Annotated in this window: 23 protein-coding genes and 1 pseudogene; 7 read left to right on the top strand and 17 right to left on the bottom strand. The window is 74.4% G+C overall.

The window, feature by feature from the left end:
- Positions 1–77: 77 nt before the first annotated feature.
- Positions 78–596 carry a hypothetical protein gene (locus AC2TEW_RS03640; RefSeq protein ID WP_484621799.1) on the bottom strand — a complete coding sequence of 173 codons (519 nt, stop codon included), beginning with the start codon at positions 594–596 and terminating at the stop codon, positions 78–80.
- 29 nt (positions 597–625) lie between these two features.
- The gene (locus tag AC2TEW_RS03645; RefSeq protein WP_484621800.1) at positions 626–1066 is read right to left on the bottom strand and encodes a helix-turn-helix domain-containing protein; all 441 of its coding nucleotides are present in this window, start codon (positions 1064–1066) and stop codon (positions 626–628) included.
- A gap of 209 nt (positions 1067–1275) precedes the next feature.
- Between AC2TEW_RS03645 and AC2TEW_RS03650 the strand changes: the two genes are divergently transcribed.
- A complete protein-coding gene (locus AC2TEW_RS03650) occupies positions 1276–1833 on the top strand; it encodes an RNA polymerase sigma factor (protein ID WP_484621801.1) in 558 nt (185 codons plus the stop codon).
- A 29-nt stretch (positions 1834–1862) separates the two neighbouring features.
- Here AC2TEW_RS03650 and AC2TEW_RS03655 read toward each other — a convergent pair whose 3' ends face one another.
- Complete coding sequence (locus AC2TEW_RS03655; protein WP_484621802.1) at positions 1863–2120, bottom strand: hypothetical protein; 258 nt, start codon at positions 2118–2120, stop codon at positions 1863–1865.
- A gap of 97 nt (positions 2121–2217) precedes the next feature.
- On the bottom strand, positions 2218–3333 hold the full coding sequence (gene pstS / locus AC2TEW_RS03660) for a phosphate ABC transporter substrate-binding protein PstS (protein ID WP_484621803.1): 1116 nt from the start codon (positions 3331–3333) through the stop codon (positions 2218–2220).
- Positions 3334–3715: 382 nt separating this feature from the next.
- Between pstS and AC2TEW_RS03665 the strand changes: the two are divergent.
- Positions 3716–4942: pseudogene (locus AC2TEW_RS03665) on the top strand (glycoside hydrolase family 10-like protein); the annotation flags it as partial.
- A 410-nt stretch (positions 4943–5352) separates the two neighbouring features.
- The gene (locus AC2TEW_RS03670; protein ID WP_484621804.1) at positions 5353–6036 is read left to right on the top strand and encodes an NADPH-dependent F420 reductase; all 684 of its coding nucleotides are present in this window, start codon (positions 5353–5355) and stop codon (positions 6034–6036) included.
- Positions 6037–6058: 22 nt separating this feature from the next.
- Here AC2TEW_RS03670 and AC2TEW_RS03675 read toward each other — a convergent pair whose 3' ends face one another.
- The 4 genes from AC2TEW_RS03675 to AC2TEW_RS03690 all read right to left on the bottom strand — a co-directional run bounded on the left by AC2TEW_RS03675 (position 6059) and on the right by AC2TEW_RS03690 (position 9473).
- On the bottom strand, positions 6059–6610 hold the full coding sequence (locus tag AC2TEW_RS03675) for a DUF1990 domain-containing protein (RefSeq protein ID WP_484621805.1): 552 nt from the start codon (positions 6608–6610) through the stop codon (positions 6059–6061).
- On the bottom strand, positions 6607–7239 hold the full coding sequence (locus AC2TEW_RS03680; RefSeq protein ID WP_484621806.1) for an alpha-ketoglutarate-dependent dioxygenase AlkB: 633 nt from the start codon (positions 7237–7239) through the stop codon (positions 6607–6609). Before AC2TEW_RS03680 ends, AC2TEW_RS03675 begins: the two co-directional genes overlap by 4 nt.
- A 91-nt stretch (positions 7240–7330) precedes the next feature.
- Positions 7331–8170, bottom strand: a complete 840-nt coding sequence (gene nadE, locus AC2TEW_RS03685; RefSeq protein ID WP_484621807.1) for an NAD(+) synthase — start codon at positions 8168–8170, stop codon at positions 7331–7333.
- Between the two features lie 94 nt (positions 8171–8264).
- Complete coding sequence (locus AC2TEW_RS03690; RefSeq protein ID WP_484621808.1) at positions 8265–9473, bottom strand: FAD-dependent oxidoreductase; 1209 nt, start codon at positions 9471–9473, stop codon at positions 8265–8267.
- A gap of 340 nt (positions 9474–9813) precedes the next feature.
- On the opposite strand from AC2TEW_RS03690, the gene AC2TEW_RS03695 reads away from it, so the two are divergent.
- Both AC2TEW_RS03695 and AC2TEW_RS03700 read left to right on the top strand, forming a co-directional pair.
- Positions 9814–10017, top strand: coding sequence for a cold-shock protein (locus tag AC2TEW_RS03695; protein ID WP_033823215.1), 204 nt, complete (start codon positions 9814–9816; stop codon positions 10015–10017).
- Between the two features lie 349 nt (positions 10018–10366).
- The gene (locus tag AC2TEW_RS03700; RefSeq protein ID WP_484621809.1) at positions 10367–11899 is read left to right on the top strand and encodes a DEAD/DEAH box helicase; all 1533 of its coding nucleotides are present in this window, start codon (positions 10367–10369) and stop codon (positions 11897–11899) included.
- Between the two features lie 43 nt (positions 11900–11942).
- Here the strand turns inward: AC2TEW_RS03700 and AC2TEW_RS03705 are convergent, their stop codons facing one another.
- The gene (locus AC2TEW_RS03705; RefSeq protein WP_484621810.1) at positions 11943–12227 is read right to left on the bottom strand and encodes an Atu4866 domain-containing protein; all 285 of its coding nucleotides are present in this window, start codon (positions 12225–12227) and stop codon (positions 11943–11945) included.
- Positions 12228–12273: 46 nt separating this feature from the next.
- A complete protein-coding gene (locus AC2TEW_RS03710; RefSeq protein ID WP_484621811.1) occupies positions 12274–13149 on the bottom strand; it encodes a helix-turn-helix transcriptional regulator in 876 nt (291 codons plus the stop codon).
- Between the two features lie 339 nt (positions 13150–13488).
- On the opposite strand from AC2TEW_RS03710, the gene AC2TEW_RS03715 reads away from it, so the two are divergent.
- A complete protein-coding gene (locus AC2TEW_RS03715; RefSeq protein ID WP_484621812.1) occupies positions 13489–14913 on the top strand; it encodes an amidohydrolase family protein in 1425 nt (474 codons plus the stop codon).
- 120 nt (positions 14914–15033) lie between these two features.
- On the opposite strand, the gene AC2TEW_RS03720 is transcribed toward AC2TEW_RS03715, so the two are convergent.
- On the bottom strand, positions 15034–15669 hold the full coding sequence (locus AC2TEW_RS03720) for a DedA family protein (RefSeq protein ID WP_484621813.1): 636 nt from the start codon (positions 15667–15669) through the stop codon (positions 15034–15036).
- Positions 15670–15851: 182 nt separating this feature from the next.
- Positions 15852–17084, bottom strand: a complete 1233-nt coding sequence (locus tag AC2TEW_RS03725) for a CopD family protein (protein WP_484621814.1) — start codon at positions 17082–17084, stop codon at positions 15852–15854.
- Between the two features lie 343 nt (positions 17085–17427).
- Between AC2TEW_RS03725 and AC2TEW_RS03730 the strand changes: the two genes are divergently transcribed.
- Positions 17428–20517, top strand: a complete 3090-nt coding sequence (locus tag AC2TEW_RS03730) for a M66 family metalloprotease (protein WP_484621815.1) — start codon at positions 17428–17430, stop codon at positions 20515–20517.
- 59 nt (positions 20518–20576) lie between these two features.
- Here the strand turns inward: AC2TEW_RS03730 and AC2TEW_RS03735 are convergent, their stop codons facing one another.
- The 5 genes from AC2TEW_RS03735 to AC2TEW_RS03755 form a co-directional block, all read right to left on the bottom strand.
- Positions 20577–21365 (bottom strand): RNA polymerase sigma factor, encoded by a 789-nt coding sequence (locus AC2TEW_RS03735; RefSeq protein WP_484621816.1) that lies wholly within the window; start codon positions 21363–21365, stop codon positions 20577–20579.
- 651 nt (positions 21366–22016) lie between these two features.
- Complete coding sequence (locus AC2TEW_RS03740) at positions 22017–22490, bottom strand: hypothetical protein (protein ID WP_484621817.1); 474 nt, start codon at positions 22488–22490, stop codon at positions 22017–22019.
- Positions 22487–23530, bottom strand: a complete 1044-nt coding sequence (locus tag AC2TEW_RS03745; protein WP_484621818.1) for an SCO0930 family lipoprotein — start codon at positions 23528–23530, stop codon at positions 22487–22489. The genes AC2TEW_RS03740 and AC2TEW_RS03745 overlap by 4 nt, the downstream gene beginning before the upstream one ends.
- 151 nt (positions 23531–23681) lie before the next feature.
- Positions 23682–25118, bottom strand: a complete 1437-nt coding sequence (locus AC2TEW_RS03750; RefSeq protein ID WP_484621819.1) for an NADH-ubiquinone oxidoreductase-F iron-sulfur binding region domain-containing protein — start codon at positions 25116–25118, stop codon at positions 23682–23684.
- Entirely contained in the window at positions 25115–25930 is an 816-nt protein-coding gene (locus tag AC2TEW_RS03755) for a hypothetical protein (protein ID WP_484621820.1), read from the bottom strand. The genes AC2TEW_RS03750 and AC2TEW_RS03755 overlap by 4 nt, the downstream gene beginning before the upstream one ends.
- Positions 25931–26071 lie beyond the last annotated feature (141 nt).

The following is a 26071-nucleotide window of genomic DNA, read 5'->3' on the forward strand; positions in this document are numbered from 1 at the left end:
GACGGGCCGTCAGGGGCCGGCCGGCGGGCGCCGGCCCCGTGGTCCGCCGACCGTCGCACCGCGCCCACCGGGCGCGGTCAGTCGTGCGCGGGCGGGCGGGTGGCGTCCGGGGCGGGGCGGGCCGGGGGCACCGGGAGCGGGGTGCCCTGCCGCATCACGTCCTGGACCAGGCCGTTCCAGTCGGAGGAGAGGTCGGCGTAGTCGGCGGTGGTGGCCGCGGCGGTGCGGCGGGCCTCCGTGAGGTCGGCCCTGGCCGTCAGGAGCAGCCCCAGCAGGGAGTCCACCCCGTTGCGCTGCCGCTGCTGCTCTTGGATCTGGCGTCCGAGGGCGGCGAGGTCCATCGCGAGGGCGTCGTGCTCCGCGGCGGCCTTCGACTGCTCGGACAGCACGAAGGCCAGCTGGGTGTGGAGCTGGTCGTCGGCCCGGTGGACCCAGTGGCGGACCTTGGCGAGGGCGAGCTCGGTGGCGGTCAGGACCGCGAACAGGAAGCCGGTCAGCGGGGGGATCCAGGGCGTCTCCCGGCCCGCCACGACGGCGAGCGCCAGGCCGAGAACGGACATCGAGACTCTGACGACGGTTGGTGCGAATCTGGCCACGCTGACCTTCACCTCATTCCGGCACGACGTCAGCCCGCATTCTCCTCCCGTTGCCCGTGCTGCATGGTGATCGCCTGCGAGATGGTGGCGAGCAGGAATTTCCGGATCACGGGGTCGGTAATGCCCCAGGCATCGGCCGCTTCCTCTGGGCTGATGGCCTGTGAGCGTACTCTCAACGGCAGGCTGTTGGCGGAATCTGGGGAAATAACGCCGCCACGGACCAAGAGGTCCCGCAGTTCGACATGTACCGCGTAGGCGATCTGCTCGAACTGCGACGGACGGGGGAGCGTGTCCCCCCGCAGCATCCGGCCCACGGCTGACGCGCTCATTCCGACGTCCTTGGCCAGCGCGGCCCGGCCGCCCGCGCCGGGGCGCAGATCGTATCCCGCGCGTTCGGCGGCCTCGTGGACCGCCGCACCGAAACGGCGGGCCGTGGCGCGTCCGGGATCTTCGTCAATGGTGGGTGGCATGCGGGCAGACTACCGCGCCGCCGCAGACCGGCCATTCACCTTGCGCGCATGCAAGCTTGTACCGGATTCCCCGTGATTACCGGGGGTTGGCTCGGGATTATCGATTTCCTTGCTTGCATGCGTGCAAGGGTGTTAGCGTCGGCGCCTACCCCGCAGAGGGGTCCGAGCGGACCGGGGAGGAAGCCCTGACACGCAGCAACGTCGACCGCATGTCGATGCTCATCGATCTCGCGCAGGCCGGCGACCCGGCCGCCTGGAGCGAGTTGTACCGCCGCCACCGGGGCCCCCTGATGGCCTATCTCCTGCGCCGGACGCAGGGGAACGAAGCGCTCGCCGAGGACCTGACGCAGGAGACCTTCGTACGCGCGATGCGCTCGATCCGGGGATACCGGTGGACCGGCACGGACTTCTCCGCATGGCTCGTCACCATTGCGAAGAATCTGCTGAAGGATCATGTACGGCGGAGGTCGTCCATTGCCGAGGTGCTGGTTTTGGAGATGCCCGAGACGGATGCGGGAGTGCGCGTGGAGAGCGCGGTCATCGCGGCATTCGACGGCGCCGCCGATGCGGCCCGGCTGGCTATTGCCATGACAAAATTGACCGCCGCCCAGCGGGAGATGCTGCGAATGCGCTACTGGGACGGGCTGACCTCCGAGGAGATCTCCCGGTTGACCGGCCGGCGGGTGGGGGCGGTCAAGACGCTCGGATACCGCGCCAGGGTGAGGCTCCGCAAGGAATTGGTGGGCGCCGGGCGGGGGGAGGGGTGAACCCGGAGAGCCGGCCGCGCGCCGGCCGGTCACCCGTCGTCGCCGCGCTCCGCGGGTCTGCGCAGCAGTGCGGCGGGACCGGTGACGAAGGCGACCGGGTCGCCGGTCCGGGGTCTCGGCCCGTCGGACGGTGCGGGGCGCCCGCCGCCGCGGGACTGCCGCGGCCGGGGGACCGGGGAGCCGGGGACGGTACGCCGCTGGGCGACCCACAGCCGGACCAGGTTCCGGTAGATGGGTTCGGCGTCGGCGGGTCCGAGGGGACGGTCTGCAGAATCGTTTCTGTCCATGCTTCCCTCAACGCAGCCGCCGCTCCCAGGGCACGCCCGAGGGCGCGCCGCGCGCCGGCCGCGCCGGTCCGTCACCACCCCGCCGGTGACCCCCGGATCAGCCGAGCCCGTCGATGGTGGCGCGGACCTGCGCCGCGATCGGCACCGGCAGCGGTACGTACCCCTGGGCGCCGATCGCCTGCTGGGCCTTGTCCCCGGCGGCGTAGGACAGGAAGGACCTGAGGGCCGGCAGGACCGCCGGCTTGTTGCCCTTGTCGCAGACGATCTCGTAGGTGACCAGGACGAGCGGGTACGCGTTCTCCTGGTCGGTGGTGTAGTCGAACGCCAGCGTGAGGTCCTCGCCCGGCCCGGAGAGCTTCGCGGCGGCGATGGTGTTGGCGGCGTTGGCGGCGGTCGCCTCGACCGGCTTCGGCGCACCGGTCCTGATGGCCGCGCTCCGCAGGCCGTTGTTCTCGGCGAAGGAGAGTTCGACGTAGCCGATCGAGTTCTGGGTCTGCTTGACTTGGGCCGCCACCCCGGCGCTCCCGGTGGCGGACTGGCCGCCCTGGCCCGCCCAGGACTTCGCCGGCGGATAGGGCCACGCGCCGTTGGAGGCCGCGGCCAGGTACCGGGTCAGGTTGTCGGTGGTGCCGGAGTCGTCTGCGCGGTGGATCGCCTGGATGCCGGCCGAGGGCAGGGTGACCCCGGGATTGAGGGCCACGATGGCGGGGTCGTCCCAGCTGGTGATCCGGGAGTCGAAGATCCTGGCGAGGGTCGGCCCGTCGAGGACCAGGCGGTCGACGCCGTCGATGTGGTGGACGATCGAGATCAGTCCGGCGACCAGGGGCAGGTCGATGCCCTGACCGCCGGGGCAGACCTGGCGGGTCGCCGCCACATCGGCCGGGCCCAGCGCCGCGTCGGAGCCCGCGAAGGCGACCTTGCCCTGGACGAACTGCTGCACCCCCGCCCCCGACCCACTGGCACCGTACGTGACGGTGACCGCCGGACAGAGGGCGGAGAACGCGGTCTTCCACAGGTCGATCGCGTTGGCCTGGGCCGTGGAGCCGGCCCCCAGCAGCTGGCCCGAGCCCGCGCAGACGCCGGAGCCGCCGGACCCGGACGCGGCCGTGGATCCGCCACCGTCGGACTCGCAGGCCGCGACCGCACCCACCCCGGCCAGCGCCAGCGCGGCGCACAGCAGGCGGACGCGGGACGAGCGGACCCGTACGGGCATGACGGACTCCAGACGGTGGCGAGGCGCGGACAGCGCCATCGTCACCCACGGCGCGGGCCGCCGCCCGGACGCTCGCCGCCGTTCGACCCAACGGCGCACACCTCCGGGAAGCGCCGGAAAGCCGGAGCGGCGGCCGGCGCGGCGAGGGGCTGCTGCGCCCCAGGTGCCGCTCGGTGAGGTTCGAGGCGGCGACGAGGAAGCCCTGCGGTGGAGCGCCCGGCTCCGATCCCGGATGGACGCGGGTTCGCATCCTGCTCCCGTCGCTCTTCCGACGTCCCGCGCCCCGACTTCCCGCGCCCCCAAGTTCCCGCGCGCGCCCTCGCCGTGCCGCTGGCCGGCCGGTTCTACGCTGCTGGCTGTGCTCGGTGAGTGGAGTGGGGCCGTGCCCCGGACCGGACGGCGCGATTTCCTGGCGGGCGCCGGCAGACTCGGGGCGGCGGCCCTGCTGGCGGTGCGTCCCGAGGCCGGACCGGCGGGTGCGGGCCGGCCCCGGCCGGCCGCGCCCGGTGGGCGGGAGATGCGCGGGGTGTGGATCGCCACCGTGGGCAACATCGACTGGCCCTCCGCCCCCGGTCTGCCGGCCGAGCAGGCACGGGCGGAGTTCACCGCCCACCTCGACCGCGCGGTCGCGCTCGGCCTGAACGCGGTGTTCGTCCAGGTCCGCCCGACCGCGGACGCGTTCTGGCCGGGCGCAGCCGAGCCCTGGTCGCAGTGGCTGACGGGCACCCAGGGCCGGGACCCGGGCTGGGACCCGCTCGGCTTCATGGTCGACGCCGCCCACCGCCGCGCCCTCGCCTTCCACGCCTGGTTCAACCCGTACCGGGTCGCCACGCAGCCCGACCCGGCCCGGCTGGCGCCCGGCCACCCGGCCGGGCGCCATCCCGAGTGGATCGCGTCCTACCGGGGCGGCCTGTACTACAACCCCGGGGTGCCCGAGGCCCGGCGGTTCGTGGTGGCGGCGATGATGGACGCCGTGCGCCGCTACGACCTGGACGGCGTCCACTTCGACGACTACTTCTACCCCTACCCGGCGCCCGGCGCGGCGTTCCCCGACGACGAGGCGTTCGCCGCCCACGCCGGCGGCTTCACCGACCGCGCGGCCTGGCGACGCCACAACGTCGACCTGCTGATCCGCGAGATGCGCGACCAGGTCCGCGAGGCCCGGCCCGAAGCGGCCTTCGGCGTCAGCCCGTTCGGCATCTGGCGCAACGCCGCCACCGACCCGGCCGGCTCGCGCACCCACGGCACCCAGTCGTACGACGACCTGTCCGCGGACTCGCTCGGCTGGGCCAGGGACGGGCTGGTCGATTACCTCGCCCCGCAGCTGTACTGGACGATCGGCACCGAGGGCTCGGACTACGCCGAGCTCGCACCCTGGTGGGCCACCCGGACGGCCGGCTCCGGCACCCAGCTGTGGATCGGCCAGGCCGTCTCCCGGGTCGGCGAACCCGGCCGCCCCGGCGCCTGGCAGGACCCCGCCGAACTCTCCCGCCACCTCACCCTGAACGCCGGTCTCCCGCAGATCGGCGGCAACCTGCTGTGGAACGCCACCAGCGTGTGGGCCGACCGGCTCGGCGGGGTCAGCCGGCTGGCCGCCGACCACTGGCCCCGCCCGGCGCTCGGACCACTGCTGCCCCGGCTCGCCGCCCAGCCACCGCCCCGGCCGCCGCTCGTCGCCCCCGGCCTCGACGGCCGGGGCCGCCCGCAGCTGGTCATCCACCCCGGCGGCCCCGGCCCGGAGCCGTTCCAGCACGCGGTCTACCGCTACGACACCCACCCCGGTCCGGGGCGGCGGACCGACCCGGACCGGCTCACCGCGCTGCTGCCGGGCAGCACCCGCCGCTTCACCGTCCCCACCACGGAAGGCTCCTGGTACACCGTCACCGCCGTCGACCGGGCCAACCGGGAGAGCCGGCCCGCGACACCGGTACGGCCGTCCGGGGGGCTCGCCTGACCCGAACGGTGGGCACGGAACCCGGGACGGGAATACCCCGCCGGTGCCGGAGCACTGTGACCGGTATGGCTACCCTCGGACTCATCGGCAGCGGAAACATCGGCAGCACCCTCGCCCGCCTCGCGGTGGACGCCGGGCTGGACGTGGTGCTCAGCAACTCGCGCGGCCCGCAGACCCTCGCCGGGCTGGTCGCGGAACTCGGCCCGCACGCCCGCGCGGCGACGCCCGCCGAGGCGGCAGCGGCGGGCGACTGGGTGGTGGTGACGGTCCCGCTGAAGAACTACCTCCAGGTCCCCGCGGCACCGCTCGCCGGACGCACCGTGCTGGACACCAACAACTACTACCCCGAGCGCGACGGACACTTCGACCGGCTGGACTCGGGCGACACCACCAGCAGCGGCCTGCTCCAGGAACACCTCGCGGACGCCCACGTGGTGAAGGCCTTCAACAACATCTACTTCGGCCACCTCGCCGCCCTGGCCCGCCCGGCCGGTGCGCCCGACCGCACCGCCCTGCCGATCGCCGGCGACGACCCCGGGGCCAAGGCCGGGGCCGCGGCCCTGCTCGACGCCCTCGGCTACGACACCGTCGACGCCGGACCGCTCGCCGAGGGGTGGCGCTTCCAGCCCGGCACCCCTGCCTACGGCCTGCCGTACCTGAAGGACCCGGGGTCCCCGTTGTCGGAGGACCCGGGCCACTCGGCCGTCGCCGCCGCGGTCCGCGAGGCGCTGGCGGCCGCCACCCGCTGACCCGGGCGCCTGGTCGCGGGCGTCAGCGCGTCCCGGTTTCCGGACCGACTCCGGGGCCGGGCCGCCCGCGCGCGGGCAGGCGGCGCAGGACACGGGCGCAGCGGCGGGCGTAGAGCCTCTGGAAGACCGGCACCAGCGGCGACACGGCCCGGGTGTACCAACGGGCCGGGCGGCTGAAGGCGGTGACGGTGAACCAGACCTGTCCGTCCGGGTCCAGCTCCACCTCGAAGGACTCCTCGCCGCGCTCGGGGTGGCCGGGCAGCGTGCCGTAGGCGAAGCCGATCCGGTCCGGCTCCTCCACGGCCCTGACCACCGCGCACGGGGCAGTGATCGCCAACCTGCCGCGGCCGAGCACCACCGTCACCAGCACCCCCGGTGCGGCCCGCCGGGCGGACGCCGACACCCCCACCCCGATGGCGTGGTGCATCCGCCAGGTCAGGACCGCCTCACCCGCCGCCGTGAAGACCTCCCGGCCTTCGCCGAGCCGGGCGCGGTGGCGCAGGTGGTGGTAGCCGGCCGGGAGCGGGCCGCTCGAAGCCGTCGCGCCGACCTCGGGGTAGCTGAAGCGGTTCATGCGGCGGGCTGGAGCAGGGTGCGGAAGGTCACCGACACCCGGCGGGCCCGGGGGACGCGCCCCATAGGGCCGGGGTCGCTCCGGCGGGCGGCGATGGCGTGGCGCCAGGCGGACCGGGCCGGGCCGGTCATGACCAGCAGGCTGCCCGGCGCGAGTGGCAGTGCGAGCTTGGTGCCGGTCTCCGGCTCCGTGAAGTCCATCGAACAGCCCGAGCCCAGCGAGACCGCGGCGATCACCGGCCCGAAACACGGCAGGCAGTCCACATGGGCGCTGATGCCCTGCCCGGGCAGGTACTCGTTGGCGATCACCTGCTCCGCCTCGCGGTCCATCAGCCCCTCGCCGAGCAGCCGCCCGGCCACCTCCCGGGCCCAGCCCGGCACCGGCGGCACCTCGGCCGACCGGGTGGCGGACACGCTGCGCCGCCCGTAGTCGTACCGGTGGCCGTAGTGCTGCACCCGGCGTCTGAGCTGCGTCGACCACGCCTCGGCGTCGACCTCGGCGAGCAGTGCGCGGGCGCTCCCGGGGGTGAGCCAGTCGGCCCGGTAGCGCAGACCGGGCACGCCGGGTACGTCAGGCACGCCGGCGACACCGGGCGCGCCGGCGTCGGACCGCAGGTGGGTTTCGGGCATGCCCGCACAGTAGCCAACGGCCCGGACGGCGCGCCCTACGGCCCGGGCCACCGGCCCGGGATCCGCAGGACGTTGGACGGGTCCCGCCGGATCAACGCCACCAGTCGTCGAGCGGGGTGGCGGGCACGGTCCGCTTGTGCCGGGTCGCGAAGAAGATCGACTCCACCTTCGCCGCGACGGCCGGGGTGACCTCGGCGCCCTCCAGGTAGTCGTCGAGCTCGGCGTAGGTGAGGCCGAGCGCCACCTCGTCGGGCAGCGCGGGCCGGTCGTCCTCCAGGTCCGCGGTCGGGACCTTCTCCCAGACGCTGGACGGCGCGCCCAGCTCGGCCAGCAGCGCCGCGCCCTGACGCTTGGTCAGGCCGGTCAGCGGGGTGAGGTCGACACCGCCGTCGCCGTACTTGGTGAAGAAGCCGGTGACCGCCTCCGCCGCGTGGTCGGTGCCGACCACGAGCATGCCCAGCTGTCCGGCGATGGCGTACTGGATCACCATCCGCTCGCGGGCCTTGATGTTGCCGCGGACGAAGTCCCGCAGCTTGGGCTCGTCGCCCAGCAGCTCCTCCAGGCCGAGCGCCGCCTCGGCGGCGACGGCGTCCGCGCTCGGCTTGACGTTGACCGCGATCGAACGGTCGGGCCGGATGAAGCCCAGCGCGATCTGCGCGTCGTGCTCGTCGGCCTGCACGCCGTACGGCAGCCGGACCGCGACGAAGGTCGCCTCGTGGCCCTCGGCGCGCAGCTCCTCGGCGGCGAGCTGGCACAGCCGGCCGGCCAGGGTGCTGTCCTGGCCGCCGCTGATCCCGAGGACGTAGCCCGTGGCCGGGGTCGACCTCAGGTAGTCCTTGAGGAAGTCGACCCGGCGCCGGATCTCGGCGGCGGGCACGATGGACGACTGGACGCCGAGCTCGGCGAGGATCTGCTCCCGTGTAATGGCCACCCCCGAACTCTACTGAACGCGGCCGCCGGGCCGGGAACCCGGTCCGGCGCAGGCGGCGGACCGCTGGGGCCTGGACCCGGCCCGGGCCCCGGGCTCAGGACCGGCCGGGGTGGGGTCCGGCGACGGACTCGGCGAGCAGACGGCGCCCGGCCCGGGTGGTGAGGACGCCGCGCAGGGCGGCGTCCCGGACGGCGCGGGCGGGCGCGGAGCGCAGCGTCCAGGCGCGGGTGGCGAGGTCGGTGCGGGCCAGCACCCCCAGGGCGTCGGCGCGGCGGGAGCGGCGCCAGGCCGTGAGCGCGTCCGCCGCCGCACCGCCGCGGGCGGTGGCGTCCGGCAGCGCCGCGGCGAGCGAGACGGCGTCGCGCAGGCCGAGGTTGAGCCCCTGCCCGCCGACCGGGCTGCAGACATGGGCGGCGTCGCCGATCAGCAGCACCCGCCGGCTTCCGTGCCCGGCGGCGAACCGGCGGTGGGTGCGGAAGGTACTGGCCCAGCGGCAGTCGCGGACGCTCGCCGTCCACCCGCGGGCCGCCGCCTCGGCGGCGATGGCGGCCGGGTCGGCGCTCGCGGACGTGCCGTCGGCGGAGGGTGCGGGCGCGGGGGCGCCGTCCGGCGTGCGGCCGGACGGCAGGTGCAGCACGACCCGGGCCCAGCCGTCCAGGTGCATCGGCAGCACCACCAGCAGGCCGCGCGGCCCGCCCACCATGTGCACCCGGGTCAGGTCCAGCGAGGAGTCCTCGACCCGCAGGTCGGCCAGCTGCCAGGTGCCGGCGTAGGTCCGGCCCCGGAACGCCGTGCCGGCCAGCGTCCGCAGGGTGCTCGACGCACCGTCGGCCGCCACCACCCAGCGGGCGCGCAGCGGGTCCAGGGCGTCCGCCCGTACGGTGACGCCGTCGGCGTCCTCTGCGACCGACCGGACCGCCGTCGAGCGGTGCACCCGCACCCCCGCCTGCTCGGCCCGTTCGGCGAGCAGGCCCTCGGTCGCACACTGCGGGACGGTCAGGATGTACGGGTACGGCGAGCGCACCCCGCCCAGGTCGAAGCCGCCGAGCCGGCGCCCGTGCGACCACATCTCCACGGTGTCCACCCGGCGGCCCAGCGGGTGCAGCGACCCGGCCAGCCCGCTCGGCGCGAGCGCCTCCAGGGTCCGCGCGTGCAGGTCCGTGGCCCGGGACTCGGTGACCGGACCGGGGCGGCGCTCCAGCACCACCACGTCGAGCCCCGCCCGGGCGAGCAGCAGTGCGGCGCCGAGGCCGACCGGCCCCGCGCCCACCACCGCCACGTCCACGTCCGCGCCCACCGCCATGCCCGGCACTCTAGCCGGGCCCCGGAGCGGTGTGATCAACGGGCCCGGTCCCCGTTCCCCCGGGGCCTCCTGACGGCCCGTCGGCGACGGTCCGGGCGGCCGGGCGGCGGTGCGCGGGAATGCCCGCAGGACGCGCGGGGGTAATTCCCCCGCGAATCGGCCGGCGCCTGCTACAGTCATGCCCAGTTGCAGTTGTGGTCCCCATGAACGTCTGTGTGCGCCTGCTGATGTGATCGCGGGCGCATTTTTGTTGTCCGGGTTTTTCCCGGTGGGTCATCATCGCGGCGACTCGAGGTCTGCACGGTGCTGACCTCGGACGGCCCCTCGAAGGAGAGCTTTAATGGCTAATGGCACTGTGAAGTGGTTCAACTCGGAAAAGGGCTTCGGCTTCATCGAGCAGGACGGCGGCGGTCCGGACGTGTTCGCCCACTACTCGAACATCAACGCCAGCGGTTTCCGTGAGCTGCTCGAGGGCCAGAAGGTCGAGTTCGACGTCACGCAGGGCCAGAAGGGCCCGCAGGCGGAGAACATTCGCCCGCTGTAGTTTTCACTGCGCAGGCACCTGCCACGCAGCAGGGACCCGCACCGCGTCGACGCACGGTGCGGGTCCCTGGGCATTTCCGCCGACCACCGCCGAGGCCCCACCGGCCCGGCTCCGTCACCGGCGACCGCCCCACGCGAGACGCACCGCGCCGCAGTCCGGGGTCGCCCGTGACCATCCGCGGATCCAGGCCGCCGCCGTCCCACGGCGAGCGCCCACCGCAGGCGACGTGCCGCACGGCCCCACCGTCCACGCCCCGCCCGTTCCATCTCCGGCCCGTTCGTGCGATCCCGCGCTGCCCTGCGCCGCGGTGACCTCCTCGTGACGTGCCGCCCCGAGGAAGGCCCTTCGCATGAACCGCTCCGACCGCAGCAACCGGACCGACCGCCCCGACCGTCCCGCGTACCGCGGTGCCGCCGCCCGCTCCGGCGGCCGGCCCGGCTCCGGGTCCCGATCCGGTGGCGGACGGCGCCCGTCCGGCGGGAACGCGCGTCAGCGCTCCGCCGTGCAGGGGGAGTTCGCGCTGCCCGTCACGATCACCCCGGCGCTGCCCGCCGTCGCGTCCTTCGGCGAGCTGGAGCTGCCGAACGCCCTGCTGGCGACGCTGACCCGGCAGGGCGTCAGCGCGCCGTTCCCGATCCAGGCCGCCACCCTGCCCAACACCCTGGCCGGCCGTGACGTCCTCGGCCGCGGCCGGACCGGCTCCGGCAAGACCCTCGCGTTCGGGCTCGCCCTGCTGGCCCGCACCGCCGGCCGGCGCGCCGAGTCCCGCCGCCCGCTCGCGCTGGTCCTGGTGCCGACCCGGGAACTGGCCCAGCAGGTCACCGAGGCGCTCACCCCGTACGCCCACGCGGTGCGGCTGCGCCTGGCGACGGTGGTCGGCGGCATGTCGATCGGCCGTCAGGCGATGGCGCTGCACCGCGGCGCCGAGGTCGTGGTGGCCACCCCCGGCCGGCTGAAGGACCTGATCCAGCGCGGCGACTGCCGGCTCGACGGGGTCGGCGTGACCGTGCTGGACGAGGCCGACCAGATGGCCGACATGGGGTTCATGCCGCAGGTCACCGAACTGCTGGAGCAGGTCGCCGAGGGCGGGCAGACCATGCTGTTCTCCGCCACCCTGGACCGCAACGTCGACAAGCTGGTGCGCCGCTTCCTGCACGACCCGGTGGTGCACTCGGTGGACCCGACCGCCGCGACGGTCAGCACCATGGAGCACCACCTGCTGCACGTGCAGAGCCACGACAAGAACGCGGTGGTCGCCCACATCGCCGCCCGCGAGGGCGGGGTGATCATGTTCACCGACACCAAGCACGGCGCCGACCGCCTGGTCCGGGACCTGCTCGCCGACGGCGTCAAGGCCGCGGCGCTGCACGGCGGCAAGTCGCAGCCGCAGCGCACCCGCACCCTGGAGCAGTTCCGCCAGGGCCAGGTCACCGCGCTGATCGCCACCAACGTCGCCGCCCGCGGCATCCACATCGACGGCCTCGACCTGGTCGTCAACATCGACCCGCCGGCCGACCACAAGGACTACCTGCACCGCGGCGGCCGCACCGCCCGGGCCGGCGAGTCCGGCACCGTCGTCACCCTCGTACTGCCCAACCAGCGGCGCGAGATGAGCCGCCTGATGGCCGCCGCCGACCTCACCCCCAACGCGCTCACCGTCCACCCCACGGACGAGGAGCTCGCGCGCATCACCGGCGCCCGCGTCCCCACCGGCATCCCCACCGTGATCGCCAACCCGGTCGTCGAACGCCCCCGGCGCAGCGCCTCCGCCGGCCGCAACCGCGGTGGCCGCGGCCGCCCCGGCCGCGGCTCCGCGAACCCGCGTACGGGCACCGCGAACCCCCGTACCGGCACTGGGGGCCGGCCCACGGCCGCCGCGTAACGGCCGGGCCGCCGGGCCGGGCGCATGTTCCCCGGCCCGGCCGCTACCCGGCCGTCCGGGGGCGGCCCGGCCCGGGGGAGTGCTCCCGGTACAGGACGAGGTGCTCGTGGTACAGCACGCCGTCCCGGACGTCGCCGGTGGCCGTGAAGCCGGTGTCGTCGACGTAGTCGAGGTGGTCACCGGTGACGGTGTACCGCCCGGTGTAGGCACTCGGCCGGTCGCCGCGGGCCTCGTCGTAGCGCCCGTCGGCGAGCAGTTCCTGACGGATGTGGCCGTTGGCGGTCACCCACATGCCGACGAACGGGTGCGGGGTGTCGTAGTTGTCCATGCCCCGACTCTCGTCCGCCGGCGGGCGGACAGCCAGGCCGCGGTGTTCATGGCAGCGCGGGTCCTGGCAGCGCGGGTCCTGGGAGCGCGGCACCCACCCACCGCGTACCGGCGGCCGTCGCGTGCAACCGCTCGAAGGCGGCGGCGGTCGCCCCGGCCGGCTCCGCCTGGTACACCACCAGCTGCTGGTGCGGGGCGCCGTTCACCGTGAAGGCCGAGAAGCGGATCTCCAGATTCCCCACGGCGGGGTGCCTCAGGCGCTTGACGTCCTGGGCCTTGCCGCCGACCTCGTGCCGTTCCCAGAGCTCCGCGAACTCCTCGCTCCCGGACGAGAGTTCGCCGACCAGTCCGGCGATCACGGCCGAGTCCGGATCGTGGCCGAAGGCCGCCCGCAGCTCGGCGGCGCAGGACCGCGCGGCCTGCTCCCAGTCCCGGTAGAACCCGCGGCCCGCGGGGTCGGTGAACACCAGCCGCGCCAGGTTGTCGAACCGCTCGAAGCCGCTGTGCAGCGCGACGGCCACGGCATTGGCCGCGAGGACGTCGAGCGCCGGCCCGATCACGAACGCCGGGGTGTGCGCCCAGCCGTCCATCAACCGGACGAGGTGCGGGTCGACGGTCGGCCGGGTACGGCCGCGCGGCCGCTGGGAGGCAACCAGGCAGAGCCGGTGCAGATGGTCCGCGGACTCCGGCCCCAGCCGCAGCGCCGCCGCGACGGCCGCCACGACCTGCGGCGACGGGCTGCGCTCCCGCCCCTGCTCCAGCCGCACGTAGTAGTCGGCGCTCACCCCGGCCAGCAGCGCGACCTCCTCCCGGCGCAACCCCGGGACCCGGCGCCTGCCGTGCTCGGGCAGGCCGACCTCGTGCGGCTTCAGCGCCTGCCGCCGGGCCCGGAGAAAGTCACCCAGCGGCGTCCCGTTGCTCATCCCGCCAACTCTAGTACCCCGGGTCGCGCAGGCTCCCCGCGCCGGGGGCGGCTCCCGCGCGGGCAGGGGAGGAGCCTTCGTCCGGCGGGACGGGCACAAGGCCGCGCGCGGCGTACTGCGTCCGTCGTGGCGTGCTCCGAGCCGCCGGGCCCGGCGCGCGAGTACGTCGGGCCGGACGGGCCGGAGCGGGCCCCGGTGGGCGGGGCGGGTGGGCAGCCTGGGTGCCGGACACCCAGGTACACGGCGGCCTGGTTGCCCGGGCCGCGCACCCCGAGGCTGGTCACGAGGGCGACCGCCCCGGCCGGGCCCCGCCCGGCGTACCGCACCGAAAGGCCTCCCGTGCACGCCGACCCCACCACCGACCCCATCCCGGCCGTCGGCCACCCCGCCGGTGCCGCCGTCCTCGACCGGATCCGCCGGGCGGCCGGCGACCCCCGGCGCCGCATCCTGTTCACCGGCGCGACCGTCGTCACCATGGACCCCGAGCTGGGCACCCTGCCCCGGGCGGACCTGCTCGTCGAGGGGGACACCATCGCCGCCGTCGGCACCGCCCTCGACGCCGGTGACGCCATCGTCGTCGACGCCACCGGCACCGTCCTCGCACCCGGCTTCGTCGACACCCACCGCCACGCCTGGCAGAGCCAGCTGCGCCGGATCATGCCGGACGTGGACGACCTCGGCGGGTACGTGACCACCACCCTCGCCGGCTACGCCCCGGTGTACCGGCCCGAGGACATGTACACCGGCACCCGGCTCGCAGCCCTCTCCGCGATCGACGCCGGGATCACCTGCCTGCTCGACTTCTCGCACAACTCCCGCACCCGCGAGCACTCCGACGCCGCGATCGAGGCGCTGCTGGACACCGGCATCCGCGGTGTCCACGCCGCCATGGGCCCGCACTTCGGCGACTGGGACCGCCAGTGGCCCGGCGACCTCACCCGGCTCGCGGACCGGTACTTCAGCAGCGGCGACCAGCTGCTGACCCTGCGCCTGGCGGCCCTCGCCACCGACGAGATCGCCGGGCCGGACCTCGCCTACGGGCCCGAACTCGCACGCGTCGCCGCGGAGCTGGGCATCGGTGTGAGCGTGGACGCGGTCTTCGGCGCCGCCTCCTCGGCGGCGGTGCTGGACTGGGCCGAGGCCGGCCTGCTCACCCCCGAGGTCACCCTGATCCACGCCACCGGGCTCACCCCCGAGGCGTGGAAGGCGATCGGCGGCTGCGGCGCCACCGTCGCACTCGCCCCCACCTCGGACGCCCAGATCGGCCTGGAGACCGCGATCCCCGCCGTCGACGAGGCACTGGCCGCGGGCGTCCGCCCCGGCCTCAGCATCGACGTCGAGGTCGCCCTGGCCGGGGACATGTTCACCCAGATGCGGACACTGCACGCCATCCAGCGGATGCGCGCGGTGAACGACGCCTACGGCACCGGCCGGCAGCCCGCGAGGATCACCACCCACGACGTGCTGGACTTCGCCACCCTCCAGGGCGCCCGCACCAACGGCCTCCAGGACGTGACCGGTTCGCTCACCTCCGGCAAGAAGGCCGACCTGCTGGTCATCGAGGCCGAGGACCTCAACACCATGCCCCTGAACGACCCGGTCGGGACCGTGGTGCTGGGCTGCGACGCCCGCAACATCACCGCCGTCCTGGTCGACGGCGAACCCCGCAAGTGGAACGGCCGGGTCCTCGACGTCGACCTGCCCGCGCTGCGGCAGCAGGTCCGGGCCTCCCGCGACCACATCCTGGCGGCCACCACCGGCTGAGCGGACCGTCCGGCGCACGGTCCGGTGGGAGGTGCGGCGCCGTTCCTTCCGGCCTCGCGCAGTTCCCCGCGCCCCTGGAAGGACGACAGCCTTTTGGGCCCCGGCTTCCGGCCGGGGTCCTCAGCGGGAGCGCGAGTCGCGGCGGGGGCGGAACAGGAGCGGCAGGAGCGAGATCAGGACGACCGCCCCGACCAGCAGCCACAGGTAGTGGTCGATCCCCGGGACGGCCGCGCCGAGCCAGTACCCGGCCAGCACCAGGGTCTGCGACCAGAGCACCCCGCCCACGATCTGCCAGACGGTGAAGGTCCTGGTGGGCACGTCCAGCACACCGGCGAGCGGGCTGAGGACCGTGCGTACCAGCGGCACGAACCGGCCGAAGACGATCGCCTTGCGGTAGCCGTAGCGGCGCAGCAGCGACTCCCCCCGGGCCGCCGCCGATCTCAGCCGGGCGCTGCGGGTGCGGGCGAGTGCCGTCCGGCCGCCGTGCCGTCCGATCAGGAAGCCGACCTGGGCCCCGGCCACCGCCCCCACGGCGGCGCAGAGCATCACCTGCCAGAGCGACAGGCGGGGTCCGTGGTCGGCGCCGGCGGCGCAGAGCACCCCGGCGGGCAGCAGCAGGGTGTCGCCGGGCAGGAAGAACCCCACCACCAGCAGGCCCGACTCGGCGAAGGTCACCACCAGGACGGCCAGCGCGCCGAAGGCGGCGAGCAGGGAGGACCCGCTGGTCGGGTCGACGGCCGCCAGCAGCCCGGTCATCGGGGCCCCGGTGCGGCCGTCCGACGGTCCGGGCGCCGTGGCGCCGGAGAACTGGACACGTCTCGAACGCTACTCGGGTGGCCGCCCGGGCACCGGGTGGGACCGGCGGCCGGCCCGGTACGCCGCCGCCGACCCGGGAGAAGTCCCAGGTCGGCGGGGGTGGTGGCAGGTGATGGCGAGGGTCAGCCGGCGGCGGGTGCCGGGGCCGCGGCGCCGTCGGTGCGGCGGCGGGCCAGCCGGCCGGAGACCCGGTAGGCGCCGACCATGAGGACGACCACGGCGGCGGTCTCCGCCGTCCCGTAGACCCAGGTGGAGGCGCTGACCTCCTTGGCCGGGAGCTTCGGCAGCTTCTTGGCCGGGATCGGGGTGGCGGACTGCTCGGCCGCCTGCGCCTGGAAGGCCTGGTTGCGGGCGGAGCCGTGCAGGAAGGGCGCCACGAACAGCAGCGTCATCCCGAGTACCACCTCGACCGCGACGACCAGCGGGAACCGGCGCAGCAGCAGGGTGGCCAGCGGGCGCTCGTCGCCCTCCTCGCGCAGCGCGTCGATCCTGGGGTGCAGCCAGAACTGGTTGACCATGCCGAGCAGCAGCAGCCCGCCGAAGATCAGGATCTTCACGCCGAGCACCCGGCCGTACATGGTGGTGACCAGCTGGGTCGGGCCGTCCACGTGCGCCCAGTACAGGAACAGGCCGGACAGCGTGATGCCGGCGACGCTCGCCATCGCGGCGACCGAGAAGCGGCGGATGGCGGCCGACCAGAACGGGCGGCGGCCGGCGGCGGGCACCGCGCCGGGGAGGGCGAGCAGCAGCAGACCGGCCAGGCCGCCGAGCCAGACGCCGCCGCCCAGCAGGTGCAGCATCCAGACCAGGGTGTCGAAGCTGGTGCGGCCCCAGTCCTCGGGCGTCTTGGTGGGGAACTTGGTGGTGCCGAGCGCGATGCAGGAGGCCGCGAGGCCGGCGGACAGCAGCCACCGGCGCGCCGCTCCGGCCGCGACCGAACGGACCACCAGCGGGGCGACCAGGGCGGCGCCGACCAGGGAGAGGGTGACCTCCAGACCGGACAGGCGGCCGGCGTTGCTGCCGTCGAAGAGGGTGTCCCAGGCGGCGGCGTAGTCGTAGCCGTGGGTCTTCGAGGCGCCGTGGGCCAGGTCGGTGAGGACGGCCGGGACGGCGAGGACGCCGAGCACCGCGGCGGCCAGCGAGAGCCTGGCGGTGACCGCGGGGAGCGCGGCGGGTGCGGTACGGGCGGCGGCGGGGCCGGCGGACAGCAGGGCGAGGGCGGTGAGCCCGACCGATCCCATCAGGGTGACCCAGGTGGTCCAGGCCACGGCGCTGTCGAGGAACGGACCGAGCGGCGTCGAGGGCGCGGCCGCCGCCAACGACGTCAGGGCGGGGGGAACCAGAGGCGAGGGCACGGGGGTGGCCTTCCTTGCTGAAAAGTGGGGGAAGCAGGGGCTTAGGTTAGCCATACCTAATTGAAGCCGCAACCACCCGTGCAGGACCTCCGGCATGGGCGGTCCGGACCGCCATGGGGTCGGTGACCTGCGGAGTTGCCGGTGTGGCCGGAGGGGTGAGCGCCCTCCCGTACGGCGGTGGACTGTTGACGGCGCGTCCGGTCCGGCCGGTGGCGCCGTCCGGCGTACACCGGTTCGCTCCTTCGAGGGACCTGTCGTGTCCACGGCCGGTCATGCGCGGGTCAAGAGGTGGCCGCCATGTCACTCTGCGTTACCGAAACAGCCACAGGAGGAGGCAGGCAGGATGCTGAACAGGATGCGACAACGGCTGGCCGCGGCAGCGGCGGCCGGCCTGGTGTCCGGCCTGCTGCTCACACCGGCTCCGGCGGCCGCCGCGCCCCCGCCGGTCCCGCTCGGACTGACCGTCACGGTCAGCATGGACTGGTTCGAGCGCTTCGAGGTCCCGGACTCCGGGATCGACGAGGAGGGCGAGTTCTTCCCCGAGGTCACCATCGGCGACGGCGCCCTGCAGACCGGGCCGATCGTCTCCGACGACGCCTTCCACCCGAACACCGTGCGCGAGCACTGGGTGTTCGACCAGGCCCTCACCCTGCCCGCCGGCCAGACCTCGCTCAGCATCACCGTCGGCATCAAGGACGACGACGACGGCCTCGGCTTCGACGACGACCGGATGGACATCAGCCCCGCCAACCAGGACGTCGAGCTCAACCTCACCTACAACGTGCTCACCGACACCTGGTTCGGCGACGGCATCGGGCACGGACCCGGACCGGACTCACCCTGCACCGACCGCGACGGCCACCCGCAGGGCCAGGCCTGCGCGGTCGGCGACGGCGACCCCAACTTCCCCGAGGCCGGCGACGGCAAGCGCGCCGCCCTCGGGCTCACCATCACCAGCAGCGCCCACAGCGACGCCGACCAGGACGGCATCGCCGACCGCGACGAGAGCTACGGCATCCGCAACGCCGACAACTCCACCGCCGTCGACCTGCCCGCCTTCGGCGCCGACCCGCTGCACAAGGACCTCTTCCTCGAACTCGACCACAGCGGGAACACCGCTCCCTCCCACGAGTCCCTCGAGGTGGTCAGGCGCGCCTTCGAACTCGCCCCGCTGCCGAACCCGGCCGGCGGCAACGGCATCCGGCTGCACGTCGACTCCGGCGGCCGCTACGACGCCACCGCGATGGAGGGCCCACCACAGGGCACCTGTACCGACGGCATCGACAACGACGGCAAGGACGGCGCCGACGGGGCCGACCCCGACTGCACGTTCCGCGACACAGGCGTCGAGGACTTCAAGGCCACCTGCGGCAAGGGCATCGACGACGACGGCGACGGCAGGACCGACGCGGTCGACCCGGACTGCCTGGCCGGCGAGAACCTCGGCGGCGGCGGGGTGATCCCGGCCGTCGACAACTGCGGCTTCGACCCGGCCTTCTACCGGAGCAAGGCCACCAACTTCGCCGCCGTCCGCCAGCGCGCCTTCAACTACGTCATCTACACCTCCAGCCACACCGACTCCGACGGCGCCGGCCCCGACACCGACTGCGCGATCGGCGGCTACGGCGGCGGCACCGACATCGTGCTGTACCGCAACGACCCCGGCGCGCTCATGCACGAACTCGGCCACAACCTCGGCCTCGGCCACGGCGGCAACGAGACCCACAACTGCAAACCCGACTACGTCAGCGTGATGAACTACGACATCAACTCCGGCATCCCGCGGGCCGGCGGCGGCCTGCTGGTCGACTTCTCACCCGCCCGGATCGCCCTGGACGGCACCTCACGCGGCAAGGCGCCGCTCGACAACCTCAAGGAGGACGACCTCCACGAGGACCGGGTCCTCGACCCGAACGACGCCGTCAACAACTTCGTCTTCATGGACGACACCGGCGTCAAACGCACCACCCCGCTCAACCGGAACCCGGACTGGAACGGCGACAACCCGGCCGGCTACGGCGACGACGGCGCCCAGCAGATGTCGGTCAACATCGACGCCGCCGGCCCCGCCGACTGCACCAACAGCACCAAGGACAGCCTGCTCACCGGCCACGACGACTGGAAGCTCGTGCAGCGCTACCTGCCCGGCCGCTTCCCGAAGCCGGGCAGCGCCCCGCCGGTGCCCGAGTCGCAGAACTTCCCGACCAAGGCCGAGGCCGACCGGATCCGGGCCGCCAACAACACCACCGACCTCTCCGTCTCGCTCACCGACGCACCCGACCCGGTCATCGCCGGCACGAGCCTGACCTGGACGGTCACCGTGGCCAACCACGGCCCCAACCCCGCCACCTCCACCCGGGTCACCACGACCCTGCCCGCCGACGTGACCAACCCGACCGGCAGCGTGCCCTGCACGGTCACCGGCGCCACCGTCACCTGCAACCTGTCCGAGGTGGGCCTCGGGGCCACCCGGCAGTACACCATCACGGCGGACGTCCCGGCGGACCTGGTCCACCGCAACGGCGGCCCGAAGACCCTCACCGCCACCTCGACCGTCGACAACCTCGCCGGGCCCGACGCGAAGCCCGCCGACAACACCGCCAGCTCCGACACCAAGGTGGTCGCGGTCGCCGACCTGGCCGTCACCGGGCTGGCCGCCCAGGCACCGCCCACCCAGCTGGTGATCGGCGAACACCTCGACGTCACCCTGCACAGCACGGTCGCCAACCTCGGCCCGTCCAGCCCGATGGACGCCGCCGTGCGCACCGACGCCGTACCCGACCCCGGCGCCACGGCGACCCCCGCCACCGCCACCCGGACCGTCGCCACGCTCGCGGTCGGCACCCCGCAGCCGTCCGACGCCGTCTTCTCCCTCGGCTGCGACCGGCCCGGCTCGCACACCTACCGGTTCACCAGCTCGATCGCCCCGGCGCGGCCCGACGACACCGACCCGGTCGCCGACAACAACCGGCGCTCCGCGGAGTTCACCCTGGACTGCATCGTCCCGGTCGCCATCAGCGTCGAACCGGAACGCGCCGAGAACCTGCTCCTGGTGCCCAACGACACCGTCCCGGTGGCGGTGCTCACCACCACGGCGGGCGAGTACGGACTGCCGCTGGCGTTCGACGCCACCACCGTCCAGCCGCTGACCGCCCGCTTCGGGGCGCGCGACGCGGTGTACGCGGGGACGGGCGGCAGCACCGAACCGCACCGGCAGGGCCACCCGATGGACGTGGTCGAGCACACCGAGCACCCGGCGCAGGCCGTGAAGGACGGCGACCTCGACCTGGTGCTGCACTTCGACACCGAACACTCGGGCCTGCGCCCGGGGGACGGTGAGGCGTGCGTGAAGGGCTCGTACACCGACCGGGCCGACGGGCGGACGTACCGCTTCTTCGGCTGCGACAAGGTCCGGGTGGTGCCGTTCCCCTGACCGGTGGAGGATCAGGCCGCGCCGGCCCGCGACCGCGGGCCGGCGCGGCGCGGTGCGGCTCAGCAGGGATGCACCGCCTCGGTGCGGGCCGGAACCAGCGAGGTGGTTACGATGCGGCGGTTGGCCCGGCGGAACTCCGCCGCCACCCGGACGCAGCCGCGGCACTCCTCCAGGTGCTGGGCCAGCTCGCGGCCGCGCCGCCGACCCGGCCGCCGGACGGCGCCGGCCAGCAGCGCCGTGAAGTAGCGGCACTCGAGGTCGGTGCCCTCGTCGACGTGGGCGCGCAGGTACGCCTCGCGCAGGCCCTCGCGGGCGCGGGCGGCCAGCGAGCGCACCCCGCTCGGCGTCATGCTCATCCGCTGGGCGACCGCGGCTGCGGACTCGCCCTCCACCACGAAGAACCAGAGCAGCACCTGCCACCGCTCCGGGAGCGAGCGGTAGGCCCTGGCGATCAGCGCGGTCTCCTCGGCGGCCAGCAGCGCGCCCTCGGTCTCCGCGTCCCCGGCCAGCCGCTCGGCCCAGGTGTTGAAGTCCTCCGGCAGCACCACCCGGTCCCTGGTCTGGGCGCTCCACTCCATCGCGGTGCGGCGCACACAGGCCATCAGGTACGGGCGCCAGGCGTGGCGGGGGCCACGACCGCGGGCGACGGACAGGTAGGTACTGGCGTAGGCCTCGGAGGCGAGGTCCTGGGCGGTCTGGGGGTCGCGGCAGTAGCTGCGGGCGTAGGCGAGTACGGCGCTGTGGTGGCGCTTGAACACCTCGGCCATCACCTCGCGGATGCGGGAGCCGCCGGTCGCGGTCGCGGTGGGGAGCACCGCCGCGAGCTCGGCGTCGCTCAGCGTGCTCAAGCCCGATTCGCGGGTACTGGTACGAACGGTCAACTTGTTCCTCCTCAGGTCTGGCCATCTCGCGTGGGGGAGTTCGCGGGGCCTGGCCGGCGCTACGGCGCACGGGCCGGGACGGGGAGCTGCCCGGTTGAGGGCATCGACGACGGTCTGCTGCGGGACCGTCGGGACGGTGTGGCAGGAAGGGCCACAGCACACCAGTCCCACGGGTTTCCGGGCAACAGCCGTCGGACCGCTCCCGCATCCGGTGATTCCGGATCCGAATGTGGGGAATCCGCATGCGGGGTGGCGGAGCCGCGTACGGAGCGCACTTGACGCACCGTGAGGCAAGTCGCCGGGCCCGTCGGCACCGTGGCGAGGCTCCGTCAAGTGGGTCGGCCCGGGGATAACGGAAAAACTCATACAGCATTTGCATGGTCGGCAGGCGTTTCGGCGCGGGTTTCCTGACGTGCCACCAGTTTCGGCGGGTGGTGTCCGGCCGCGATCCCGCCGCGTCCCGCCCCGGTCCCCGCCGTGATCCCCGCCACCATCCGCGCCGAGGTGCAGCTGTGGGGACGACCAGGGGACCACAGAACGGGTGAGGGTTCCCACCGGCGCCGGCCGGTGGGAACCCTCACCCCGTGGTCCCGCTCTCCTCCTCTCTGTGTGCCGCGGTCACCCGCTACCGGTGTGGGAGTGGGCGCCGGTGTGGTCGACCCCGCCGACGACGGTCCCGCCGAGCAGTCCGTGCAGCAGGTCGGTGGTGGTGTCGGACAGGACGACCACCCACCGGTCGCCCACCAGGTACGACCCCCCGTAGGCCTTCGCCTCCGAGGTCCAGGCGTCCTGGGCGCCCGTGGTCGGGAAGGTGGCGATCCAGATCTCCTCCCCGTCCGAGGTGCAGACGCCCTGGCGGAGGTCGGCGGCGTCGGTGGTGATGTCGGCGGTGCAGCCGATCCGCCGCGCCAGGTCCTCGACCGAGCTCCGGCCGGCGGCGGCCGCCCGGGACGTTCCGGCCAACCCGCCCGGGCCGCTGAGGAGTTCGACGATCCCCAGGACCAGGAGGAAGACCAGGGCGACCCACTGGAGAACCGTGCGGACGGACGGGAGGCGGGTGGTTGCCGCGAGCGTGCTGTCCGGGGCCGTCACTTGCCGGAGGCCGCCTTGCCGGCCGGGTTGATGGCCGACCACACGCCGCCGATGCCGTTGCCGAGGGCGTCACCGGGGCCCTGGTCGCCCGAGTAGAGGTACACGGGCGTGCAGTTGATGCTCAGCTGCCAGGTGCCGTCCGGCCGCTGCATCTTGCCGACCAGCTTCGGGTCGATCCCCTTGATCTTGTCGGCGTCCACCGGCGGGGCGGCCGGCCAGGTCTTCAGGCAGTCGCCCTCGCAGTTGGAGCGCATCGGCCAGGCGGTGTCCTTGGCGAAGTGGTACAGGGTGCGGCCGTTGGCGTCCACGATGATCTGGCCGAGCTGGGGGTGGGTCATGACGGAGAGCTGGACCTTGGACTGGGTCGGCTGCGCCATGGTGGTGGCGGGGGCGGGAGTGGCCGGCGCCGGGGTGGCCGGCGCGGGGGTCGCCGGGGCGCCGCCGGCCTTGGCCTTGGAACCGTCGGGGGCCAGTGCGTTCCAGGTGCCGCCGACGCCCTGGCCCTTGGTGTCACCGGGCGCGGTGTCCTGCGCGTAGCGGTAGGCCGGCCAGCCGCCCACGGTCAGCTGGCGGCTGCCGTCGGCCCGGGTGACCTCGCCGAGCTTGCTCGCGTCGACGCCGCTGCCGGCGGTGGTGCCGTCCTTGAGGACCGGCGGCCAGGTGGTGGCGCAGGCACCGGAGCAGTTGGACATCGGCGGCTTCGTGGTGTCCTTGTCGAAGCGGTACAGGGTGAAGCCCTGGGAGTCCGTCATGACCGCGCCGAGCTGGGCGTCCATCCGGACGGTGAGCTGCCCGCCGGCCTGTCCGGCACCGGCCGCCGACGGGGAACCGGAGGCACCGGCGTCGCCGTAGGAGCCGTACGAGCCGTAGCCGCCGGCCCCGGCGGGGGCGGGCGTCGCGCCGACCAGCTGCCCGGGGTCGGCCGACCGGTTGTTCGGGCTGGCGCTGCTGCTGGAACTTCCGAAGGCCGCCATGAGCACGAGGCCGGCCAGCAGGAGGCAGACCGCCACGAGTCCGTAGCGTTTGGTCGTCGTCGTCAAGGTGTTCCTTGCCTTTCCATCGGTGGAGCCGGGGGCTTTCGAGGGAATGCGGAATCGGTCGGGTCGGGACCGGCCCGGGTGGGGCCGGGCCGGTCGGACGGGTTGGGTGAGTGGTACGGGCGCCGGGCGCCGGGGGAGCCGCGCGGGCGGCTCACTGCATCCGCAGGGCCAGCGCGGGGCAGCGGTCGACGGCCCGGGCCGCCTGCTGCAGCAGCTGCGGGGGGACCGGCATGGTGCCGGCGGCGGGGAAGCCGTCCGCGCCCAGGCTGATCACCTCGGGCAGGACGCTGGTGCACAGCCCGTGGGCCTCGCACAGGGTCCAGTCCACGACGATGGTCCCGGCGCTCTCCATGACCGGCATCGGGAGCACGTTCTGCACGGACCGGCCGCAGCCGTACTGGTACGAGTGGAGCTGCAGGTCGTCGTCGAAGACCTCCAGCGCGGAGGCGACGAACCGGGAGGCGGCGTCCGGGTGGCTGCACGCGCCGCGGCCGGTGACGGCGCGCATCCGGGTCTCGACGGCGTCAAGGGCGGCCCGGCCGCCGCCTCGCACCACCTCCTCCAGCGCTTTGACCAGCGCGGGAAGGCCGAGGTAGCACGGGCCGCACTGGCCCGCGGTCTCGTCGGCCATCCAGCGGGCCACCCGCAGGGCCTCGCCCAGCGGGCAGGTGTCCTCGGGGAGGGGCAGGATCGCGCCGGCGCCCAGGGCGCCGCCGAGGCTCTGGAAGGACTGGCGGGAGAGCACGGCCTGGGCGGCGGACTCGGGGGAGAGCCACTTGCCGTGGTAGCCGCCGACCAGGACGCCCTGGCCGATCTCCATGTTGAACATGGTCAGCAGTTCGGCGAGCGGGACACCGGTCGGTGCCTCCACGACCTGTTTGCCGGCCAAGGTGAGCAGGACCGTCCCGGGCTCCGTAGGGAGGCCTACTTCTCGGTACACCAGCGCCCCCAGCCGGGCCGCTGCCGCGAGTTGGGCGTACGTCTCGGCGTTGGACAGCAGCGTCGGCACACCGCCGACCCCACTGTCGCTGGTCCGCACGCCGCCGCCGCGCGGGAGGGCGATCCCGCTGGTGATGCCGCGGGCCAGGGCGCTGCCCTCGCCCGAGACGAACCGCTCCGGCAGCCGGGTGACGGTGACCGGGATCCGGGTGGACCTGCGTTCGGCGACCGCCCGGCGCAGCGACTGCTCGGTGTCGGTCCGGGTGACCCCGAGCACCACCTGCTCGGCGTCCAGGGCTTCGGCGGCCAGCAGTGCGCCGTCCACCACCAGGTGCGGGGCGCGCAGCAGCAGCGCCGCGTCTTTGAGACAACTGGGTTCTCCTTCCGTTCCGTTGACCACCACGACCGGGCGGCCCTTGCGCCGGGCGGCCGCCTTGACGACGGCCCGGATCTTGCGGGCGAACGGGAAGCCGGCCCCGCCCCGCCCGCGCAGGTTGACGTCCTCGGCCAGGTCGGCCAGCTCCTCGGCGGGCATCGACGGCAGCCCGCCGTGGACGACCAGGTGCGAGCGGTAGTCCAGCCGCTCCTCGCGTTCCAGGCCCGCGAACAGCACCGGGCGGCCCAGCCAGGCGATGGGTGCGCCGCTCATCCGTCCTGCCGCCGTCGCTCCGGGCCGGCACCGACGGTGGGCCGGATCTCCGGCTCGGGCCGGACCGGGACGGCGGGCCGGCGCAGCGAGCCGCGGTCCTGGAAGGCGAGCCGCAGCGCGAGCGCCACCACGACGCCCGCCACCGCGAGGCTGTACAGGATGGACACCCAGCCGGCGGGCAGCCGGCCGGCGTTGAGCCCGTGGATGAGGCTGGCGCCCCAGGCCGGATAGGCGCAGATGTGGACGATCCGCCAGCGGCCGGCCTCGCCGGTCCTGGCCAGCACCCCGCGGGCCGCGCCTGCCAGGGCCACGGCCAGCAGGATGTAGCCGGCCAGGACGCCGAGGCCGAGCACCACCGGCCGGTGCGGGTCGGCGAAGGGGATGAAGGCCGACACCGCGCCGATCTGGTCCTGGATCAGGTTCATCCACACGTGCAGGACCAGGAACACCACGCCGCCGATGCCCATCGCCCGGTGGATCGCCTGGGCGGCCAGCCGGTGCACCGGGTGCAGCAGCAGCCGGTCGGTCGCCGCCAGCCCCCACAGGACGGCGGAGGAGAACGACACCAGGGCGAGGACCCCGGCCGCCACGCCGAGGAACGCCTGCAGCGCGCCGTTGACGGCGACCGCCGTCAGGCCGAGCCCCGCCGCGAGCAGCGGGAGCAGGGACCACACCGTGCGGGGGCCGGCGGCGCCGGCCTCGGCCTGGTCCCCGGTGGTGCCGGCCGGGGTCTGCCCGTCCTGGCCGGTGCGGCCGGTACGGTCCGGCCCCTCGGCCGAGCGCCGCGACCGGCGTCCTTGCCCTGTCAACATCTGCTGAGTCCTCCGGCGTTGTGGCTGGTCCGGTTCGGTTCACCGGTCGAATGCGGGTGGTGCTGGGGGCCGGGCCGCCGCCCGGGTGGGCCGCGCGGGGTGGGGCGGCCGGGTGCGCCGGGCAGGTCCCGGCGGGCGGGG

Source organism: Kitasatospora sp. NEAU-CNBT7 (genome assembly GCF_057220535.1).

Bases quoted from the DNA above. Each gene is read 5' to 3' on its own strand.
- AC2TEW_RS03670 (WP_484621804.1), top strand. From the start codon at position 5,353: ATGGCTACCCTCGGACTCATCGGCAGCGGAAACATCGGCAGCACCCTC.
- AC2TEW_RS03720 (WP_484621813.1), bottom strand. From the start codon at position 15,669: ATGACCGGGCTGCTGGCGGCCGTCGACCCGACCAGCGGGTCCTCCCTG.
- pstS (WP_484621803.1), bottom strand. From the start codon at position 3,333: ATGCCCGTACGGGTCCGCTCGTCCCGCGTCCGCCTGCTGTGCGCCGCG.
- AC2TEW_RS03680 (WP_484621806.1), bottom strand. From the start codon at position 7,239: ATGCCCGAAACCCACCTGCGGTCCGACGCCGGCGCGCCCGGTGTCGCC.
- AC2TEW_RS03705 (WP_484621810.1), bottom strand. From the start codon at position 12,227: ATGGACAACTACGACACCCCGCACCCGTTCGTCGGCATGTGGGTGACC.
- AC2TEW_RS03755 (WP_484621820.1), bottom strand. From the start codon at position 25,930: ATGTTGACAGGGCAAGGACGCCGGTCGCGGCGCTCGGCCGAGGGGCCG.
- AC2TEW_RS03730 (WP_484621815.1), top strand. From the start codon at position 17,428: ATGCTGAACAGGATGCGACAACGGCTGGCCGCGGCAGCGGCGGCCGGC.
- AC2TEW_RS03690 (WP_484621808.1), bottom strand. From the start codon at position 9,473: ATGGCGGTGGGCGCGGACGTGGACGTGGCGGTGGTGGGCGCGGGGCCG.
- AC2TEW_RS03655 (WP_484621802.1), bottom strand. From the start codon at position 2,120: ATGGACAGAAACGATTCTGCAGACCGTCCCCTCGGACCCGCCGACGCC.
- AC2TEW_RS03645 (WP_484621800.1), bottom strand. From the start codon at position 1,066: ATGCCACCCACCATTGACGAAGATCCCGGACGCGCCACGGCCCGCCGT.
- AC2TEW_RS03750 (WP_484621819.1), bottom strand. From the start codon at position 25,118: ATGAGCGGCGCACCCATCGCCTGGCTGGGCCGCCCGGTGCTGTTCGCG.
- AC2TEW_RS03700 (WP_484621809.1), top strand. From the start codon at position 10,367: ATGAACCGCTCCGACCGCAGCAACCGGACCGACCGCCCCGACCGTCCC.
- AC2TEW_RS03675 (WP_484621805.1), bottom strand. From the start codon at position 6,610: ATGAACCGCTTCAGCTACCCCGAGGTCGGCGCGACGGCTTCGAGCGGC.
- AC2TEW_RS03695 (WP_033823215.1), top strand. From the start codon at position 9,814: ATGGCTAATGGCACTGTGAAGTGGTTCAACTCGGAAAAGGGCTTCGGC.
- AC2TEW_RS03650 (WP_484621801.1), top strand. From the start codon at position 1,276: ATGTCGATGCTCATCGATCTCGCGCAGGCCGGCGACCCGGCCGCCTGG.
- AC2TEW_RS03710 (WP_484621811.1), bottom strand. From the start codon at position 13,149: ATGAGCAACGGGACGCCGCTGGGTGACTTTCTCCGGGCCCGGCGGCAG.